At 39.7% G+C, this 17,345-nt stretch carries 16 protein-coding genes; 7 read left to right on the plus strand and 9 right to left on the minus strand.

The window, feature by feature from the left end; all coding sequences use genetic code 11:
- Positions 1-64 precede the first annotated feature (64 nt).
- Genes rfbA through rfbD form a run of 3 tightly spaced genes read left to right on the plus strand, consistent with a single transcriptional unit; the run spans position 65 to position 2,445 of the window.
- Positions 65-964 carry a glucose-1-phosphate thymidylyltransferase RfbA gene (gene rfbA / locus ACLLO5_RS09735; protein ID WP_413175249.1) on the plus strand — a complete coding sequence of 300 codons (900 nt, stop codon included), beginning with the start codon at positions 65-67 and terminating at the stop codon, positions 962-964.
- A gap of 48 nt (positions 965-1,012) precedes the next feature.
- A complete protein-coding gene (rfbC, locus tag ACLLO5_RS09740) occupies positions 1,013-1,558 on the plus strand; it encodes a dTDP-4-dehydrorhamnose 3,5-epimerase (RefSeq protein ID WP_413175250.1) in 546 nt (181 codons plus the stop codon).
- A complete protein-coding gene (gene rfbD / locus ACLLO5_RS09745) occupies positions 1,555-2,445 on the plus strand; it encodes a dTDP-4-dehydrorhamnose reductase (RefSeq protein ID WP_413175251.1) in 891 nt (296 codons plus the stop codon). The genes rfbC and rfbD overlap by 4 nt, the downstream gene beginning before the upstream one ends.
- Here rfbD and radA read toward each other — a convergent pair.
- Positions 2,442-4,007 (minus strand): DNA repair protein RadA, encoded by a 1,566-nt coding sequence (radA, locus tag ACLLO5_RS09750; RefSeq protein ID WP_413175252.1) that lies wholly within the window; start codon positions 4,005-4,007, stop codon positions 2,442-2,444. The two genes, rfbD and radA, sit on opposite strands and share 4 nt — an antisense overlap.
- Before the next feature lie 169 nt (positions 4,008-4,176).
- On the opposite strand from radA, the gene rpaB reads away from it, so the two are divergent.
- Positions 4,177-4,905, plus strand: coding sequence for a response regulator transcription factor RpaB (rpaB, locus tag ACLLO5_RS09755; RefSeq protein ID WP_413175253.1), 729 nt, complete (start codon positions 4,177-4,179; stop codon positions 4,903-4,905).
- Positions 4,906-4,999: 94 nt separating this feature from the next.
- Positions 5,000-5,641 carry a cofactor assembly of complex C subunit B gene (locus tag ACLLO5_RS09760; RefSeq protein ID WP_413175254.1) on the plus strand — a complete coding sequence of 214 codons (642 nt, stop codon included), beginning with the start codon at positions 5,000-5,002 and terminating at the stop codon, positions 5,639-5,641.
- 25 nt (positions 5,642-5,666) lie between these two features.
- Here ACLLO5_RS09760 and ACLLO5_RS09765 read toward each other — a convergent pair whose 3' ends face one another.
- Positions 5,667-6,287 (minus strand): Uma2 family endonuclease, encoded by a 621-nt coding sequence (locus ACLLO5_RS09765; RefSeq protein ID WP_413175255.1) that lies wholly within the window; start codon positions 6,285-6,287, stop codon positions 5,667-5,669.
- Between the two features lie 313 nt (positions 6,288-6,600).
- Here ACLLO5_RS09765 and ACLLO5_RS09770 point away from each other — a divergent pair, with 313 nt between their 5' ends.
- Both ACLLO5_RS09770 and ACLLO5_RS09775 read left to right on the plus strand, forming a co-directional pair.
- Entirely contained in the window at positions 6,601-7,119 is a 519-nt protein-coding gene (locus ACLLO5_RS09770; protein WP_413175256.1) for a DUF456 domain-containing protein, read from the plus strand.
- Positions 7,120-7,655: 536 nt separating this feature from the next.
- Positions 7,656-8,390 carry a PEP-CTERM sorting domain-containing protein gene (locus ACLLO5_RS09775; RefSeq protein ID WP_413175257.1) on the plus strand — a complete coding sequence of 245 codons (735 nt, stop codon included), beginning with the start codon at positions 7,656-7,658 and terminating at the stop codon, positions 8,388-8,390.
- Between the two features lie 123 nt (positions 8,391-8,513).
- Here the strand turns inward: ACLLO5_RS09775 and nblB are convergent, their stop codons facing one another.
- The 7 genes from nblB to carB all read right to left on the minus strand — a co-directional run bounded on the left by nblB (position 8,514) and on the right by carB (position 16,871).
- Complete coding sequence (nblB, locus tag ACLLO5_RS09780) at positions 8,514-9,170, minus strand: phycobilisome degradation protein NblB (RefSeq protein ID WP_413175258.1); 657 nt, start codon at positions 9,168-9,170, stop codon at positions 8,514-8,516.
- 262 nt (positions 9,171-9,432) lie between these two features.
- Entirely contained in the window at positions 9,433-9,891 is a 459-nt protein-coding gene (locus tag ACLLO5_RS09785) for a CBS domain-containing protein (RefSeq protein WP_413175259.1), read from the minus strand.
- Positions 9,892-10,163: 272 nt separating this feature from the next.
- Positions 10,164-10,637: a DUF29 domain-containing protein gene (locus tag ACLLO5_RS09790; protein WP_413175260.1), complete on the minus strand. Its 474-nt coding sequence runs from the start codon at positions 10,635-10,637 to the stop codon at positions 10,164-10,166.
- A 17-nt stretch (positions 10,638-10,654) separates the two neighbouring features.
- Positions 10,655-11,074, minus strand: coding sequence for an 8-oxo-dGTP diphosphatase MutT (gene mutT, locus ACLLO5_RS09795; RefSeq protein WP_413175261.1), 420 nt, complete (start codon positions 11,072-11,074; stop codon positions 10,655-10,657).
- Positions 11,075-11,260: 186 nt separating this feature from the next.
- Positions 11,261-11,605: a DUF760 domain-containing protein gene (locus tag ACLLO5_RS09800; RefSeq protein ID WP_413175262.1), complete on the minus strand. Its 345-nt coding sequence runs from the start codon at positions 11,603-11,605 to the stop codon at positions 11,261-11,263.
- A gap of 272 nt (positions 11,606-11,877) precedes the next feature.
- Complete coding sequence (locus ACLLO5_RS09805) at positions 11,878-12,834, minus strand: RNA polymerase sigma factor, RpoD/SigA family (RefSeq protein ID WP_413176051.1); 957 nt, start codon at positions 12,832-12,834, stop codon at positions 11,878-11,880.
- 758 nt (positions 12,835-13,592) lie between these two features.
- Entirely contained in the window at positions 13,593-16,871 is a 3,279-nt protein-coding gene (carB, locus tag ACLLO5_RS09810) for a carbamoyl-phosphate synthase large subunit (protein ID WP_413175263.1), read from the minus strand.
- Positions 16,872-17,345 lie beyond the last annotated feature (474 nt).

The following is a 17,345-nucleotide window of genomic DNA, read 5'->3' on the forward strand; positions in this document are numbered from 1 at the left end:
AATTTATTCGGGAAACTCTTGAATTATTTATGGCTAATTTATTCTGCTATATAAGGATAGTGAAATGAAGGGTATTATTCTAGCTGGTGGTTCTGGTACAAGACTTTATCCCTTAACTCAAGTTGTCAGTAAACAGTTAATGTCTGTTTATGATAAACCCATGATTTACTATCCTTTATCGGTCTTAATGTTGACTGGAATTAGGGAAATTCTGATTATTTCTACTCCCACTGATCTACCTCTTTTTCAGCGACTTCTTAAGGATGGTAGCCAATGGGGTCTTAAGTTTAGTTATGTTGAACAGCCTAAGCCTGAAGGTTTAGCGCAAGCTTTTATATTGGGAAAAGATTTTATTAAAAATGAACCAGTATGCTTAATTTTGGGAGACAACATATTTTATGGACATGGTTTAACTGAAGTTCTGACTCGTGCTTCTCAACTTCAGCATGGAGGATTAGTTTTTGGTTATAAGGTGACAGAACCGCAACAATATGGTGTGATTGAATTTAATGCTGATGGAAAAGCTATCAGTATCGAGGAAAAACCTAAAATTCCTAAATCAAAATACGCTGTTCCTGGTATCTATTTTTATGATGAGCAAGTGACGGAAATTGCTGCTAGTTTGAAGCCTTCTGCGCGTAACGAGTTGGAAATTACTGATGTTAATTTAGCTTATTTAGCTCAAGGTCAATTACAAGTAGAAATTTTAGGACGGGGATATGCTTGGTTAGATACTGGTACACATGAATCTTTGCATCAAGCTGCAAACTTTATCCAAACTTTGGAACAAAGACAGGGACTGAAAATAGCTTGTATTGAAGAAATTGCATATCTTCAAGGATATATTGATTCTAGTCAGTTGTCTTGTTTGGCTGAATCTATGGGAAAAAGCAGTTATGGACTTTATTTGCGACGAGTTCTAGAAGATGATCTGATTGCTACTCTAGAAAAAACAGCAGTTTAAAGCAGGGAAATTAATACAATAAATTTTTGATTTAACAAGGATAAAGTTATGAAGGTCGTATTTACAGAAATACCTGATGTGCTGCTAATTGAGCCGCAAATTTATGGAGATGAACGTGGCTTTTTTTATGAAAGTTATAACGAAAGAGTTTTTTTAGAAAAGGTAGGAAGATCGTTTCATTTTGCCCAAGATAATCACTCCCGTTCTATTAAAAATGTTTTGCGTGGTTTACATTACCAAATTGAGCAGCCGCAAGGAAAATTGGTGAGAGTTGTGGTGGGTTCGGTATTTGATGTGGCTGTTGATTTGCGAAAAAGTTCTACAACTTTTGGTCAATGGGTTGGTGTGTGTTTGTCGGCTGAAAATAAACATCAATTGTGGATACCACCGGGTTTTGCTCACGGTTTTTTGGTGTTGTCTGAATATGCTGAGTTTTTGTATAAAACTACTGAATATTATGCTCCTCAGCACGATCGCACTATTTTATGGAATGATCCTGATCTAGCTATTTCTTGGCCTGTTCAAGATGAACCTATTGTCTCTGCTAAGGATAAGGTTGGTAAGTTGTTTTCAGAAGCTGAGGTTTATCAATGAAAATCCTCTTAACAGGTACAACTGGACAAGTCGGTTGGGAACTGCAACGCACTTTGATGACTGTGGGTGAGGTGATTGCTGTAGGGCGCAACCAAATGGATTTAGCACAGCCAGATACGATTTGTCAAACAATTAGAGAAATAAAACCCGATTTGATTGTCAATCCTGCTGCTTATACAGCGGTAGATCAGGCAGAGTCACAACCGGATTTAGCGATCGCTATTAATGGTGTTGCACCTGGTGTGATGGCTGAGGAAGCAAAGCGTCTGGGTGCAGCTATGATTCACTATTCTACAGATTATGTTTTTGATGGGACTAAAAATACTCCCTATACAGAAAATGATCAACCAAATCCCCAAAATGTCTATGGAAAAACAAAGTTAGCTGGTGAGGAGGCGATCGCATCTGTAGGTGTGGATCATTTAATTTTTCGCACTAGTTGGGTTTATGGTTTGTATGGGAAAAACTTTTTACTGACAATGCAACGACTGGCGAAGGAACGGGAAGAAATCAGGGTAGTTGATGATCAAATTGGCGCACCGACTTGGAGTCGGATGATTGCAGAAACTACGTCCCAAATTATTTCTCAAGCTCTGCCAAATCCATCTGATTTTTTTGCTCATCAAGGTGGATTATATCACTTATCAGCAAGTGGAAAAACTAGCTGGTATGGTTTTGCTAAGGCAATTTTTGCCAAAGACATTTTTGAGCCTGATTTTCAACAGAGTCAACGCAAGCTACAAAGGTTAATTGCTATTACTTCCCAGGAGTATCCTACAGCCGCAAGCAGACCAGCATATTCTCTTTTAGATCATCAAAAATTAGCTCATAATTTTAAATTGGTGATGCCAAATTGGGAAAGGATTTTAGAGTTGGTGCTTGCTTAGTTTTCTTCTTCTTCCTCATCCGGTTCTAAATCTTCTGCTGTCAGTTCTTGATGGGGAATGGCGGCAATAATGGCATCTATGACTTTGGAAACTTGCACAATCTCAATATTAAGATCAGGGAATTTTTGTCCTTTGGGAACGATCGCACGTTTAAATCCCAGTTTTGCTGCTTCTTTTAACCGTAGTTCCATTTGGGATACTGATCGCACTTGTCCCCCTAACCCGACTTCCCCAATTAATACTGTGCCAGGATCAACTATTCTGTCACGAAAACTAGCAACGATGGCGATCGCTATTCCTAAATCTACTGCTGGTTCTTCTACGTTCAAACCCCCAGCAGATGCAACGTAGGAATCTAATTTGGACATGGGTATCCCCACTCGCTTTTCTAATACGGCGAGTATTTGCACTAAGCGGTTATAATCTATACCTGTTCCCGCCCGACGAGGTGAAGGATAACTAGTGGGACTAACTAAAGCTTGCAATTCTACAACTATTGGTCTTGTTCCTTCACAAGCTACAACAATGGCTGTTCCTGGTGCGGGGTCGTCACGGTTTCCTAGAAACAATTCCGAAGGGTTGTCTACTTCCCGTAATCCTTGGGATACCATTTCAAAGATACCAATTTCATGGGTAGCTCCGAAACGGTTTTTTACAGTTCTTAATAGTCTATGGGATGCAAAGCGATCGCCTTCAAAATACAAAACTGTATCTACTAAATGTTCTAATACCCTCGGCCCTGCGATCGTCCCTTCTTTGGTAACGTGACCGACAATTAACATGGTAATGTCTTCATGTTTAGCCACTTTCATCAACGCTGCGGTACATTCCCGGACTTGTGCTACTGAACCAGGTGCAGAAGTCAATGCGGGGAAGAATACTGTTTGGATACTATCAATTACTGCCAAATTTGGTTTGAGCGAGTCTATTTCCCGAAGAATTTCTTCTAAATCCGTTTCTGGTAAAACATACAGGTCTGCACCAATACTGAGAGGATCTACAGGTTCTGCCGTTGTATTGTGTACATCAGCAGTTTCTGCTGTATCGGTTTCTTTACTTTCAGTTTCCTCTGTAACTATATTTATCGGTTTGGACATTCCCAAACGAGATGCACGTAATTTTACCTGTTGTCCTGATTCTTCACCGGTGACGTAAAGAATACGGTATTTTTGCGCTAATTGGTTAGATACTTGTAATAATAAAGTAGATTTTCCTATACCTGGATCACCACCGATTAGCACCATTGAACCGGGGACAACTCCCCCACCGAGTACCCGATCTAATTCTCCATAACCAGATTCCCAACGAGCAATTTGGCGATCGCTAATTTGATCGAAAGTTAGGGAAGCTCTAGGTTTAGCTGGTTTAGCAGTAGACTTACCACCTGTTTGAGCAGCGTGCCAGTTACCTACTCCCCCTCGACTAGGTATATCTACTCCAAAAGGTGTGGCATTCTGTTCTACTAAAGAGTCGTAAGTGTCGCAGTTTGAACACTTTCCAAACCATTGGGAGAATTCAGCACCACATTTGCTACAAATAAAAATGGTTTTTGGCTTTGCCATGCTTAATTTTTATTTAAAAATCTTAATTCTTCCTTAAGTTTTAGGAAAAACAAAAGTCGAATAAGAGTAGTATTTACAGCTTTTTTCCAATTCACTTATGGAATGATATCTTAATATTATGGTATTAAAATTCATAAAGTAAAATTTTAGTTAGGGAGCTTAGGGAAACTTGGAAAATCATAAAGAAAAAATCCTGGTAGTAGACGACGAAGCCAGCATTCGCCGGATTTTGGAAACGCGCCTTTCCATGATTGGCTACGATGTGGTAACTGCTGGTGACGGAGAAGAAGCTTTAGAAACTTTTCGTAAAGCTGAACCAGATCTGGTAGTTTTGGATGTGATGATGCCCAAGCTAGATGGTTATGGTGTCTGTCAGGAACTACGTAAGGAATCTGATGTTCCCATTATCATGCTAACAGCTTTGGGGGATGTAGCCGATCGCATTACCGGCTTGGAATTGGGCGCTGATGACTATGTGGTTAAACCATTCTCTCCTAAAGAATTAGAAGCGCGGATTCGCTCAGTTTTACGACGAGTAGATAAGACTGGTGCGACTGGTATTCCTAGTTCTGGAGTAATTCACGTCGGGAATATCAGAATTGATACAAATAAGCGCCAAGTTTACAAAGGTGATGAACGTATCCGCTTAACCGGGATGGAGTTTAGCTTACTAGAATTATTAGTGAGCCGTTCTGGAGAAGCTTTTTCTCGGTCAGAAATTTTACAAGAAGTTTGGGGATACACACCAGAACGCCATGTGGATACTCGCGTGGTAGATGTGCATATCTCGCGGTTAAGGGCAAAATTAGAAGATGATCCTAGTAACCCAGAATTGATACTCACTGCTAGAGGTACCGGTTATCTTTTCCAAAGGATTCTGGAATCGGGAGAGGAGTGAAGGAGGGGAGCAGGGGAGATAGGGAGCAGGGGAGATGGGGGATAAATAACCAATTACCAATTACCAATCACCCATTACCAATCACCAATTACCAATGACTAAATCTGATCCTAATCGAGTTTTACGGCGTTTGCCCTTGGTAGTCGGGGGTTTGGGTGCTTTGCTTTTGCTGGTTAATCGCTTGTTGACACCGGAACTGACCAATTCCCAAGCACGGGGGGATGTGTTGGGAGTGATTTTGAGTGCGGTGTTAATTTTAACTGGTTTAATTTGGCAGCAGGTACAACCAAAAACACCCGATACTGTACAACTAATTGGGGAAGAGGGATTTATTCTGGCTCCAGATTTACCAGAAGCCGTGAAAACAGAATTAGCTTGGGCATCGCATTTATTATTGACTAATACAGTCACGCGATCGCTCATAGTTTACTACCAAGGGAAAGTTCTGTTACGTCGCGGTATTCTGGCAACTAAATCTGAAGTCATACCAGGAACAATATTAAAAAGAGTCCTGGAAACACAAAAACCAGTTTATTTAGTAGCTTTGTATGTGTATCCCGGCAGAATCGAATTTGATTATTTACCAGAAAACACACAAGGGGTAATTTGTCAACCCATTGGTAAAGAAGGTGTTTTAATTTTAGGTGCAAATGCTCCCCGTAGTTACACCCAACAAGACGAAAACTGGATTGCGGGAATTGCTGATAAATTGGCTGTAACGCTTGGTAATGGATAATTGGTGATGATGCTGGAGTTGAAAACTAGACTACACCAGCTTGAAAAATCTGATTTGTAGTAAGGTTAAGTTCAGGAAAAGTTTGAGAAATAATGCGATCGCCATCTCGAAACTTGCTGATTTGATATTCTCCATCAACCAAGTTACAAACAGAGATTGTCGGTTGTTTGGGATTACCAATAAAATTACGTCCACCCAAAGCTGCATAGTCTACAATCCAATATTCAGGAATTCCCATTTCCTCATAATCAGCATATTTTAGATGGTAATCATCACGCCAGTTAGTTGATACAATTTCAATAACCAAAGGTATAGATGCACTATGACTGAGAATAGATTCTTTTTTCCATAATTTTTCGTTAGCCAAATTTGCACGGTTTAACACTAACAAATCTGGGAAATAACCAGAATCTTTACTTTCAGGTCTGACTATCGCTTGATTAGGAATACTGTATGGTAATCCCAATCGTTTAATTTCAAAGGAAACTTCTACTGTTAAAAACCCTTTAACTTCTTCGTGATCTCCTGTGGGTTGTGCCATTTCAATAATATTTCCATTATGTAATTCATAACGCACCCCGGAATTTTCAGGTAGCCAAGCGACAAATTCCTCGAAGGTAATAACTTTGGATAAGGTTTGGATCATGGCTATTGAGCATTGCTGAAGATAAAAATATTATAAACATTCTGGCAACTGGTGATTGGTCATGGGTAATTGGTAATCAATACTTGTTGGTTAAGCTAAACAATGAAATTATGTAGCTTGGTTTGTTTGCGTCAGCGTTGCGAAGCAATGGAACAAAATCCAACATTTACAAGGGTTTGTTGGGTTTCACTATGTTCAACCCAACCTACGAAAATCCTTAACCGAACAGTATTGAATTGGTAATTGGTGATAAAATCCCTGTTTTCATCCTGTTCATCCTTTAATCCTGGACATCCTGATTCAGACAATAGTTATGCAAATAATTTACTGGTTGTTAATAGCTGTAATGCTCGTGGGTGTAATTGGTGCAGTAGTTCCAGCTATTCCTGGTAGTAGCTTGATATTAGTAGCTATTATTCTCTGGGGAATCGTCAGTAGTTCCTTTGCAGCCATTAAAATTCCCTTGATAGTCACCATTATTGTTCTACTCTTAAGTATGGGAGTAGATTTCCTAGCTGGTTACTTAGGTGCAAAACAAGCTGGTGCGAGTAAATGGGGACAAATTGGCGCATTTGTCGGTTTATTTCTGGGATTTTTCGGATTATTGCCAACATTACCCTTCGGAGGACCACTATTAGGAATGTTACTGGGTCCACTTTTAGGGGCAATTATAGGTGAGTATATTTACCGACGTGACTTAGGTAAAGCGGTCAAAGCTGGGATAGGAATTACAGTTGGTACAGTCGTAGGGAACTTACTTCAGGGTATTCTCGCTGTGAGTGCGGTCATAATTTTTATATGGACAACGTGGCCTCAAGTCTATGGTGGGTAGAATTTGTGCTGTTAAGTTTGCTATACAACAGCAATCTCTTCATCATAAATTCATATAACCAGGAATTCTTTTACGGTGTGGATAAATTAATAACCTCAGTCGATGAAAAGCTGAAAATATAGGATTTTTGTTGATTTTTGAGCCACGGTAGGGATATTGGACTGTAGTTAATTCAACTAGCTTCATTTCAGGATATTGTCGTAAAACTAGGCTTTGTCAGATTTACGGATGCAAGAAAAAGAACTAAATGCTTGATGAAGATTAAATCAAGATGCTTAGGTACATATTGCCAAGCACTTACCGACTATGTAATTATTCTAATATAGGAGAGACACAGGGAACTAAAGCAAACAGCTACAGTATCCTAACCGTGTTCACACAGTAATCCGAGTTCAGTATTTAAACAAAAACACAAAAGACTTCATACAGGGTGATATCACATATTTCACGAACTGCTACGCAACTTACAGTATTGTTGCTGGGAAAATCACGTAATTATTTTTTGCCATTTTTTTTGATAGGAGCTAAGGAATACAATGTTTAATTTCAAATCTCAACTATTAGGTATTGCTGCTGTATTACCCGTTGTTGCTGCCGGTTTGATGACTTCTGCTGGTTCTGCTCAAGCTGCTGCGCTGACAGGTGATTTTAGTTTCGTCGGTGGTACAACATATAATCCATTTGCGAGCAGTACAGTCAAGTTGACAAAAGATGCTCTCACCTTTACTCCTCAGCCAATTACCCCAATTGGCATTTCCTCTCAGAGCGGCAACTTTTCGGGTTTTAATTCAGCTAACATAGGTAATATCATCTCCTTCAGTGGAAATACTGCTGATAATCCATTTTTAGACCTCGGTAACCTTGAATTTTTTGGTTTCCCCACACCTGGTCAGATATTCCCTGGTGCTAACACTGCTTCTTTAACAGATAACCTGAATACCTTTACTCTGCAATCTTCTGATTATAAGATATCACAAAGCGGTGCTAACGTTAGTATAGACGTTGAACTGTGGGGTTTCTTTACTAGTGCTACTGGGGAGATATCTAAGGGAGCAGGAAACATAACTTTCCAAAAAAATGATACGACGGTTACCAGTGTAACTAATCTTCTTAACGGTGGTGGAATATTAACTAGTGAGTCAGGTGGTGGTTTGACCTTCTCTGGTGCTGCTTTCACTGCTAAAGTTCCCGAACCCACCACAATGTTAGGTTTAGGTTTAGTTGCTGCTGGTATGACCGTAGCTCGTCGTCGCAAAGCTGTAACAGCTTAATTTGAACGATCGCTTTTAACAGTAAAATCTTAGTTATCGACCTGGTGGGAATGCAACTTTAGCAACCAGGTCAATTTTTTTTGCATCCCCGACTTCTCTGAAAAATCTGGGGATATAAGCATTTTATTTTAAAGCTTGTTTTGCTTCTTTACTAATAACTTCAACTTCATCATTAACCAGAGTTTCCAGAATAGATTTAGCTTCCGTACCACCTAAATTACCCAAAGCTTGTACCACTCTATAACGCACTTGCCAATCTGGGTTAGTGCTGTATGGAACTAACAGAGGAACTGCTTGGACATCTCCCAACTCACCAAGAGAACTGATAGCAGCAGTTTGGATTAAACCATTGTCTGAGTTAAGTGCTTGTTTAAGTAAATCCAACCCTCGTGGATCTCCTAATGCTCCCAGTGTAGCAATAATACTGAATTGCACTAACCATTCCGGGGTTGTATGGTAAAGTTGCTCTAAATCTTCAAAAGCTGCGTGTAATTTCAACGCACCTAAACAATCTGCTGCTGCTGCTTGCACATCAGCTTCAGGATCATTGAGTAGTTCGCGTAATATCTGCAAGGATAAATCTAAATCCTGTTCTCCCAGGGTATCGAGTTGACTTACCGCAGAATAACGCACACGGGAATTTTTATCACCAATAGCGATTTGTACTAATTCAAATGCGGTGTTTGGTTCTAGTTCGCGAATTTGATTGACTGCACGTAGGCGATCGCCCAAATTTTCCGAACTCAGTAATTCTCTCACAGATTCAGCAGATACACTCATTTAATTATCCTATTTTATTATCAGTTGTTAGTAAGGGTTTAGCGGTGCTAAAACCCTACAGTTATTATCTAGTTTTCTCGTTCCCATACTCTGTATGGGTCTGTATGGGAATGAATTTTAGAAGGCTATGACTTCTATTAAATCAGAGGTAGAACCTCTGAAATTGCCTTCCCAGTCGGAGACCAGGAACGAGGTTAAAGAGGTAATAGGTGATTTTTCTCCCCATCTCTCCTTGCTTTTCTGTCACCTGTCACCTAATTTTCTATTCTGCGGCCATAGCGCGGATAATATCACCACGAGTCAGAATCCCAATTACTTTACCTGTACCATCTAACACTGGAAGACGGTGAACCTTATGTTCTTGGATGATTTTTGCAGCTTCTTTCAGAGGTTTATCAGGAGTAATAGTAATGGGGTTTTTACTCATCACTTCCCCCACAGTTTGTCCTAAAGCCTTGTGTAAATCCCGTTCATAAGCGCCAGGATTTTGTAAATAAATCACACTATCCAAAAACATAATGTAAGCTGGAGGAGTTACACCAGTTTCTTGCCACATCAAGTCAGTTTCTGATATAATCCCCACCACTTTACCCGCATCATCAATTACAGGTAAACCACTAATTCGCTTTTCTGCCAAAATTTGGATAGCTTCTTTTAAGGGAGTTTGAGGACGGACGAGAATAGGATCTCGACTCATCACGTCTGCAACGGTTTTAGGCATTTTTTTTACTTACACCTTTTATAAAAGTCTTTATTAATTATTGTAGAAAATTATCGGTAACAAATAAATACTGTTAATAGATTGTTACTTTTTATATTAAACACAAACGCTTGCTTGTGCTGAAAATAAACTTTAAATAACGAACTTATACCATAAAATAAGGAAATTTTTAAATATTCAAGTTTAATTTTAGAATGCAATCATAATGAATGATGCGATCGCACTCCGGGGAAAGTTATTTTTTATTCTTAGCTGTCTGTAAATTATTAAAATTAGTCATTCATGCCATAAAAATCTTCATCTAATAATTGTTCTACACTAAAAACGCAATCAAGAGGATATTCTGTTTCATTTGGTTTTCTCACTCCTAATTTAGCATTGTTACTTTCTTTAATTACCAGTTTCCGTGCATCAATATAAGCTTTGGCAATAACTTCATGCAAATAATTTTTAAACGAAGGATTTTCTTCTAAATCTTTTTTCACTCTAAATCGGTGTTCGGTTACAGAACTATACCAGCTTCCTTTCATCATTTCAGGTGCATCAAATTGAACTGTCAGCTTGAGCAAATGGGCAATCAGTATCGTTAAATTACTAAGAAATGAACGTTTTTCTGATTTTCCCATATCCTCTAATTCCAACAGTAAATGCTCCCAATCTATTTCATGAAACTGATGTTCCTTAATTTGTTCAATAATTTTTTCTCGCCACAAGTTAAAATCTTGCTCATATAATTGATTGCTCATAATATCGCATTCAATCCTTAGTTATTATTTTGATTTTTCCTCAAAGCTGCAATAATTTCTACATTCGCTTCTGGAAAAGTAAAATCATCTAACTCATCAACACTGACCCAACGAATTTCTGCACATTCTATAGCTTGAGGAATACCTTCTAAATGACGACAATGATGTACAGTCAAAGTTACTCGTAAATGGGTATAAGTATGATCAATAGTAATCAGATGTTTGCCAACTTCAATTTTAATTCCTAACTCTTCTAAAATTTCCCTTTCTATACACTCTTCTATGGTTTCTCCTGATTCAATTTTACCACCAGGAAACTCCCATAAACCAGCCATTGTGCCTTTGGGAAGACGACGGTCAATTAAAATTTGTTTTTGGTTGTTCCAAATTACAGCAACACCAATGATTTTATGAGGAACAGTAGATATTTCATTCATAGAATTATACCCAATTGTCAATAAAAAACTCGACAGATTAATTTTTTTACTGTCGAGTTTGTAGTTATACCAAATTTGCAATATAGAATATTAACATTTATTCAATAAAAAACACCAATTATTAAAGTTCTCTTGTGAAGTTGATATTTCGCAGAGAATTTGTTTAACTGGCGTTAATCCGTTTTTCTATTCAGCAATATCAATGCTATTTGCTTCTGTTCCTTGTAAGGCCATGTCAAAGCTCATGCGCTGTTCAGCATTACGCAAAAAATAACCACTAATCATAGCAGATGCCAGTAACCGTCCCAAATTTTCCCTATTGGTGGTGATAGTCACACCAAAGTGTTCAGAAGGTAAGTTTCCTAACAGTCCTGTGATGTTGCGTTCCATCACCTGAAAGACTTCGGGAGAGGTGGGTTTGGATAGCTGGGTAACTGTTTCTGGACTTAAGGATTTAACGTAATGCCATAAGTGGCTAGTTTCAGATTCGCTATCAAAAAATTCAGAGACTCGATTGGGTTGGTTACTCACTTTTGATCTCCTTTACTAACACTGTTAATTGCGGTGTTCGGGACTGAAATAATTAATAACCTATTTTGTATTGAATTTAGATGAAAATTGTGTGTTCATGTCCATCAATGTAACAGGTTATTTCAGTCGTGGGAGTCGGTTAAACCGTACCAAAAGCGGAGTATTTTTACGAATAGGTGACAGCAAGAGGGTGTGGGGTGTAGGGGACAGGACAAAAACTAAATTATTTTCTCCTGTCTTTTTCCAATCACCAATTACCCGTTACCCGTTACCTAACTAGCAAGATATTCGTTAATGTTGGCTTTAGATTTGCGAAGTTTTGTTAAGGCTTCGCGCTCAATTTGTCGGACTCTTTCGCGGCTGATATTGAGGATTTCTCCGATTTTGGAGAGTGTTAAGGCTTGTCCATCTATTAAGCCGAAGCGCAGTTTAATAACTTCCTTTTGTTGAGGAGTGAGTTCTGTCATCAGACGTTCTATGTCGGAAGATAAAGAAGATTGGATGACAAAGTCTTCTGGGGTTGCACCTGTATCTTCCAGCATTTCGCCCAGTTCTGTGTCGTAATTGTCTCCTAATCTTAAATCTAGGGATAAAGGCAGTCGGGCTTTTTCTAGACACTCCCGCACTTGTCTGGGTGTTAGTTCTAATTCGTCAGCTAGTTCTATAGCTGTGGGCGCACGTCCTAATTTTTGAGATAGTTGACGTTGGGCTTTTTTAATTTTATTGAGTTTTTCTGTAATATGAATAGGTAGCCTGATGGTGCGGGCTTTTTCGGCGATCGCACGAGTGATGGCTTGACGTATCCACCAGTAGGCATAGGTAGAAAATCTATAACCCTTGGTGGGGTCAAATTTTTCTACTCCCCGTTGCATCCCAATACTACCTTCTTGGATTAAGTCGAGTAAATCGACATTACGCTTAATGTACTTTTTAGCAACGGAAACGACTAGACGCAAATTAGCTTCTACCATTCTCCGTTTAGCAATTTCACCTTCTGCGATCGCTGTATTTAATTCTACTGGGTCTAGTTGTGCTGATGCTGCCCACTCTTCTAAAGTTGGCTGATAACCTAACTGGGTAGCAAGATTTTCCCTCACTTCATACAAGGCGGTACATCTTTGTACCTGTTTACCATAATGAATCTCTTCTTCGTGGGTGAGAAGTGGAACACGGCCAATCTCACGCAGGTAAGTCCGCACAAGGTCGGTGGCTGTCTGAGCGGTCTTCATGGCGCTACTTTTTGGTGATGATGGGTTTGCTGGTAGTGTCATTAGCTGATAAATGCCTTGGGAGGGTGCTACCCAGATGACCTGGGAAACCATACTAAGGTTTGCAAATTAAACGCCCGATAAGCTTGGCTGCTTATATTGGCTGCTCGTATTTATTTGTTCAGTTTTGGCTCCTTAACTGCTAGAAGTTACAGTCACTTCCTAGTGATTACAAGTATCTACAGTTAGATATAAGGTAGCAAGTTAAACATTTTTTGTTTTATTTGAATATTAATAATTGTAACATTTATGAGAATATTTTGACTACCGAGAAACCCGAAACTTCTTGGTAATTTCCGGCTACTGAATTTCGTAATTTTACTGGTAGCAATTTGGACTCAGCAATAAGCAGTCCAATTTTGATAACCCTTGTATAATGAGGAGTTGAGAGTTTTCGCTTGTCTTGGTTACATTGGCTGATGCTATCAGATCATATATCTGAAGCCACTGAAATGGTTCTGGGGAGAGGAAATAACTTCCTCATATTTGTTAAAATATCTCAATGATAACTATAATGATTCTCTTATAATGATTGCTTAATATTTCGGGCAACAGGTGACAGGTGACAGGTGACAGTGAAGAAAGCAGGGGAGCAGGGGAGCAGGGGAGAAATTTCTTCTTTCTCCTGACTCCTGACTCCTGACTCCTGCCTCCTGCCTCCTGACTCCTGACTCCTGACTCCTGCCTTCTGCCTCCTGACTCCTGACTCCTGACTCCTCTTAACCCATTGGACAATATTCTTGAATCACCTTCACATCCAAAGTTGTAGTTTGCAAAGAACGGATAGCGGCTACTGTTGCTCTTGCTCCGGCTATGGTAGTAATGATAGGAATTTTGTAGGCTAGTCCAGTACGTCGAATTAACCGCGCATCGGTTTGTGCTTCTTCTCCTGATGGCGTGTTAATAATTAGTTGGATTTTCTCATTTTTGATCGCATCGAGGACGTGGGGACGGCCTTCGTGTAGTTTCAAGATTAATTCTACTTTGACCCCGTTTTCTTGTAGAACTTGGCGTGTCCCTTGGGTAGCGATGATAGTAAAGCCTAAGTTGATAAATTCTTTCACTACCTCAATAGCTGCACCTTTATCTCTGTCACTCATGGACACAAATACAGTTCCTTTGAGTGGAAGTTTTTCTCCTGCACCTAATTCTGCTTTAGCAAAGGCGCGGCCAAAGTCAGCGTCAATACCCATGACTTCTCCTGTAGAACGCATTTCTGGACCCAGGAGAGTATCTGTACCGGGGAATTTATTAAAGGGTAATACGGCTTCTTTGACGGCTATATGAGAAGGAATGACTTCTTGGGTAAAGTTCAATTCTTCTAAAGTTTTACCCGACATGATTAAGGATGCTAGTTTTGCTAAGGGTACACCTGTGGCTTTGGAAACGAAGGGTACGGTGCGGGATGCTCTGGGGTTGGCTTCTAAGATGTAAACTTGGGGAGAGTAACCGTTTGCACCAACGACTGCAAATTGAATGTTCATTAAACCAACCACTGATAAGGCTTGTGCTAGTTGCACTGTCCAGGTGCGAATTTGGCTTAATACGGCTGGAGATAGGGAAATTGAGGGGAGAGAACAAGCGGAGTCTCCTGAGTGAATTCCGGCTTGTTCGATGTGTTCCATTATGCCACCGATGACGACTTTACCTGTATGATCGGCGATCGCATCTACATCGACTTCAATGGCGTTTTCTAAGAACTTATCAATTAAAATCGGGTGTTCTGGTTCTACCTGTACTGCAAAAGTCATGTATCTTTCTAATTCTGTGTCAGAATAGACGATTTCCATCGCCCTTCCTCCTAACACATAACTAGGACGCACTACGACAGGATAACCAATTCGTTTAGCAACTATTAATGCATCTTCATAAGTTCTAGCGATACCATTAGGCGGTTGGGCAATATTTAACTCTTGCAGAATCTTTTCAAACCGTTCCCGATTTTCTGCCATGTCGATAGAATCGGGAGATGTACCCCATATTTGGGTTGGGGACTGGGGACTGGGTACTGGGGACTGGGATAATTGCTGTAGGTACTGTTGTAAAGGAACTGCTAATTTTAATGGTGTTTGTCCACCGAATTGAACGATGATACCGACAGGGTTTTCGGCTTCAATGATGTTGAGAACGTCTTCTTTGGTTAAAGGTTCAAAATACAAGCGATCGCTGGTATCGTAATCTGTAGAAACTGTTTCTGGGTTAGAGTTGACCATGATGGTTTCATAACCCGCTGTTTTGAGAGAATAAGCCGCGTGACAGCAACAGTAATCAAATTCTATTCCTTGTCCGATCCGGTTTGGACCACCTCCCAAAATCATTACCTTGGGTTTGTCGGTGGGTAATACTTCCGTTTCTTCTTCGTAGGTAGAATAGTAATAAGGTGTGAAAGCTTCAAATTCAGCCGCGCAGGTATCGACAGTTTTGTAAACTGGATTAATACCTAATTGTTGCCGATATGCTCTCACTTCATCTTCCTTGGTTTTGGTCGCGTAAGCAATTTGGCGATCGCTAAATCCATTCCGCTTCACCTCATACATTTTCTCTTTCGTCAGCTGCTGTAAAGGTGTGCGTTTGAGGAACTTCTCAATTTCCAAGATTTGTTGTAATTTATCCAAAAACCAAGGATCAATTGCCGTTAGTTCATAAATCTCTTCATTGGTTATTCCCAACTGCATCGCATGACGCAACGCAAACACCCGTTCTGGGTTTGGTGTGCGTAATTGGGCGCGAATTTGTTCCCCACTAGGTAATTTTTCTGATTTATCGCAACCCCAACCCGCACGACCGATTTCTAAGGAACGCAGGGCTTTTTGGAAAGATTCATTAAAGGTGCGTCCGATAGCCATTGCTTCCCCAACAGACTTCATCTGTGTAGTTAAAACCGAGTCAGAACCGGGGAATTTTTCAAAGGCAAATCGGGGAATCTTTGTCACCACATAATCTATAGTAGGTTCAAAGGATGCTGGGGTTTGCTTGGTGATGTCATTTTTAATTTCATCCAAGGTATAACCGACAGCTAACTTCGCGGCCATTTTCGCGATAGGAAAACCAGTGGCTTTGGAAGCTAAAGCCGAACTACGAGATACACGGGGGTTCATTTCAATAACTACCACGTCCCCGTTCACAGGATTGACCGCAAACTGAATATTAGAACCACCGGTTTCTACGCCGATTTCGCGGATAATCTTAATTGCCATATCTCGCAGACGTTGATATTCTTTATCTGTGAGAGTTTGAGCAGGTGCAACTGTGATAGAATCGCCGGTATGAATGCCCATCGGGTCGAAATTTTCGATGGAACAGATAATCACCACGTTATCTGCTAAATCTCGCATTACTTCTAATTCGTATTCTTTCCAACCTAGCAAAGATTGGTCAATGAGAATCTGAGAAACAGGACTAGCATCAATACCGACCTGTGCCATCACTTCAAATTCTTCTTGATTATAGGCGATACCGCCACCAGTTCCTCCCATTGTAAAGGCGGGACGAATAATGAGAGGATAAGTACCGATACGTTGAGCGATCGCCTTAGATTCGTCTAAAGTTGATGCTGTACCACTGGGACAGACTGCGACCCCAATCTTGTCCATCGCTTCATTAAACAATTTGCGATCTTCGGCTTTTTCAATTGCTGGCAATTTTGCCCCAATCAACTCCACATTATACTTATCCAACACTCCATTTTTCGCCAAAGCCACCGCCAAGTTGAGGGCGGTTTGTCCTCCCATCGTTGGTAACAAAGCATCTGGACGTTCTTTTTCAATGACCTTTGCTACCAACTCCGGTGTTAGCGGTTCAATATAAGTGCGATCGGCGGTTTCTGGATCAGTCATAATGGTAGCAGGGTTGGAATTCACCAAAACCACCTCATAACCCTCTTCCCGCAAAGCTTTACAAGCTTGAGTACCAGAATAGTCAAATTCACAAGCTTGGCCAATCACAATCGGACCAGAACCTAACAGCAATATTTTTCGGATATCTTGACGACGAGGCATAGTTTTTACTTTAGATCGAGAAAATACAAATCTTGACTATTTTAAGGGTCTTTACCCCTGATCATCTTATCTATTATTAAGTTTTCCGTGTATCAGCCAGTAGCGTGCGTCAGAAATTAAAAATCTGCTCATTATCTATCCTATACAGATAATATTGGTGTTTATTTACAATTATTTGCATTTATATATATATTTAATAAATCTATAAAATCTACTATATCTTGTTTATTTCCTGTATTAATAAACCCATCTCTACAGAATAAATGCAAATATACAAACAAAGATACATATTTGAATTTGCCGAGAATTTTTTAATTGAGAATTATAAAAATAATTCTCATAACATCAACAATAAGCTGATTCAAAAACCATCAATCTCCCAAAATAAATATGACAATTAATCTCAATTAATATATTTGCTATTTTTTAAATTTTACCGATAATCATTTTGGCAATGTCCATAAAAAAAGCAGA

It is taken from the genome of Anabaena azotica SJ-1 (genome assembly GCF_047275885.1).
Classification (GTDB): domain Bacteria; phylum Cyanobacteriota; class Cyanobacteriia; order Cyanobacteriales; family Nostocaceae; genus Trichormus_B; species Trichormus_B azotica_A.

Coding starts and splice junctions, on each gene's coding strand:
- rfbA (WP_413175249.1), top strand. CDS start 65: ATGAAGGGTATTATTCTAGCTGGTGGTTCTGGTACAAGACTTTATCCC.
- rfbC (WP_413175250.1), top strand. CDS start 1,013: ATGAAGGTCGTATTTACAGAAATACCTGATGTGCTGCTAATTGAGCCG.
- rfbD (WP_413175251.1), top strand. CDS start 1,555: ATGAAAATCCTCTTAACAGGTACAACTGGACAAGTCGGTTGGGAACTG.
- radA (WP_413175252.1), bottom strand. CDS start 4,007: ATGGCAAAGCCAAAAACCATTTTTATTTGTAGCAAATGTGGTGCTGAA.
- ACLLO5_RS09760 (WP_413175254.1), top strand. CDS start 5,000: ATGACTAAATCTGATCCTAATCGAGTTTTACGGCGTTTGCCCTTGGTA.
- ACLLO5_RS09765 (WP_413175255.1), bottom strand. CDS start 6,287: ATGATCCAAACCTTATCCAAAGTTATTACCTTCGAGGAATTTGTCGCT.
- ACLLO5_RS09770 (WP_413175256.1), top strand. CDS start 6,601: ATGCAAATAATTTACTGGTTGTTAATAGCTGTAATGCTCGTGGGTGTA.
- ACLLO5_RS09775 (WP_413175257.1), top strand. CDS start 7,656: ATGTTTAATTTCAAATCTCAACTATTAGGTATTGCTGCTGTATTACCC.
- nblB (WP_413175258.1), bottom strand. CDS start 9,170: ATGAGTGTATCTGCTGAATCTGTGAGAGAATTACTGAGTTCGGAAAAT.
- ACLLO5_RS09785 (WP_413175259.1), bottom strand. CDS start 9,891: ATGCCTAAAACCGTTGCAGACGTGATGAGTCGAGATCCTATTCTCGTC.
- ACLLO5_RS09790 (WP_413175260.1), bottom strand. CDS start 10,637: ATGAGCAATCAATTATATGAGCAAGATTTTAACTTGTGGCGAGAAAAA.
- mutT (WP_413175261.1), bottom strand. CDS start 11,074: ATGAATGAAATATCTACTGTTCCTCATAAAATCATTGGTGTTGCTGTA.
- ACLLO5_RS09805 (WP_413176051.1), bottom strand. CDS start 12,834: ATGAAGACCGCTCAGACAGCCACCGACCTTGTGCGGACTTACCTGCGT.
- carB (WP_413175263.1), bottom strand. CDS start 16,871: ATGCCTCGTCGTCAAGATATCCGAAAAATATTGCTGTTAGGTTCTGGT.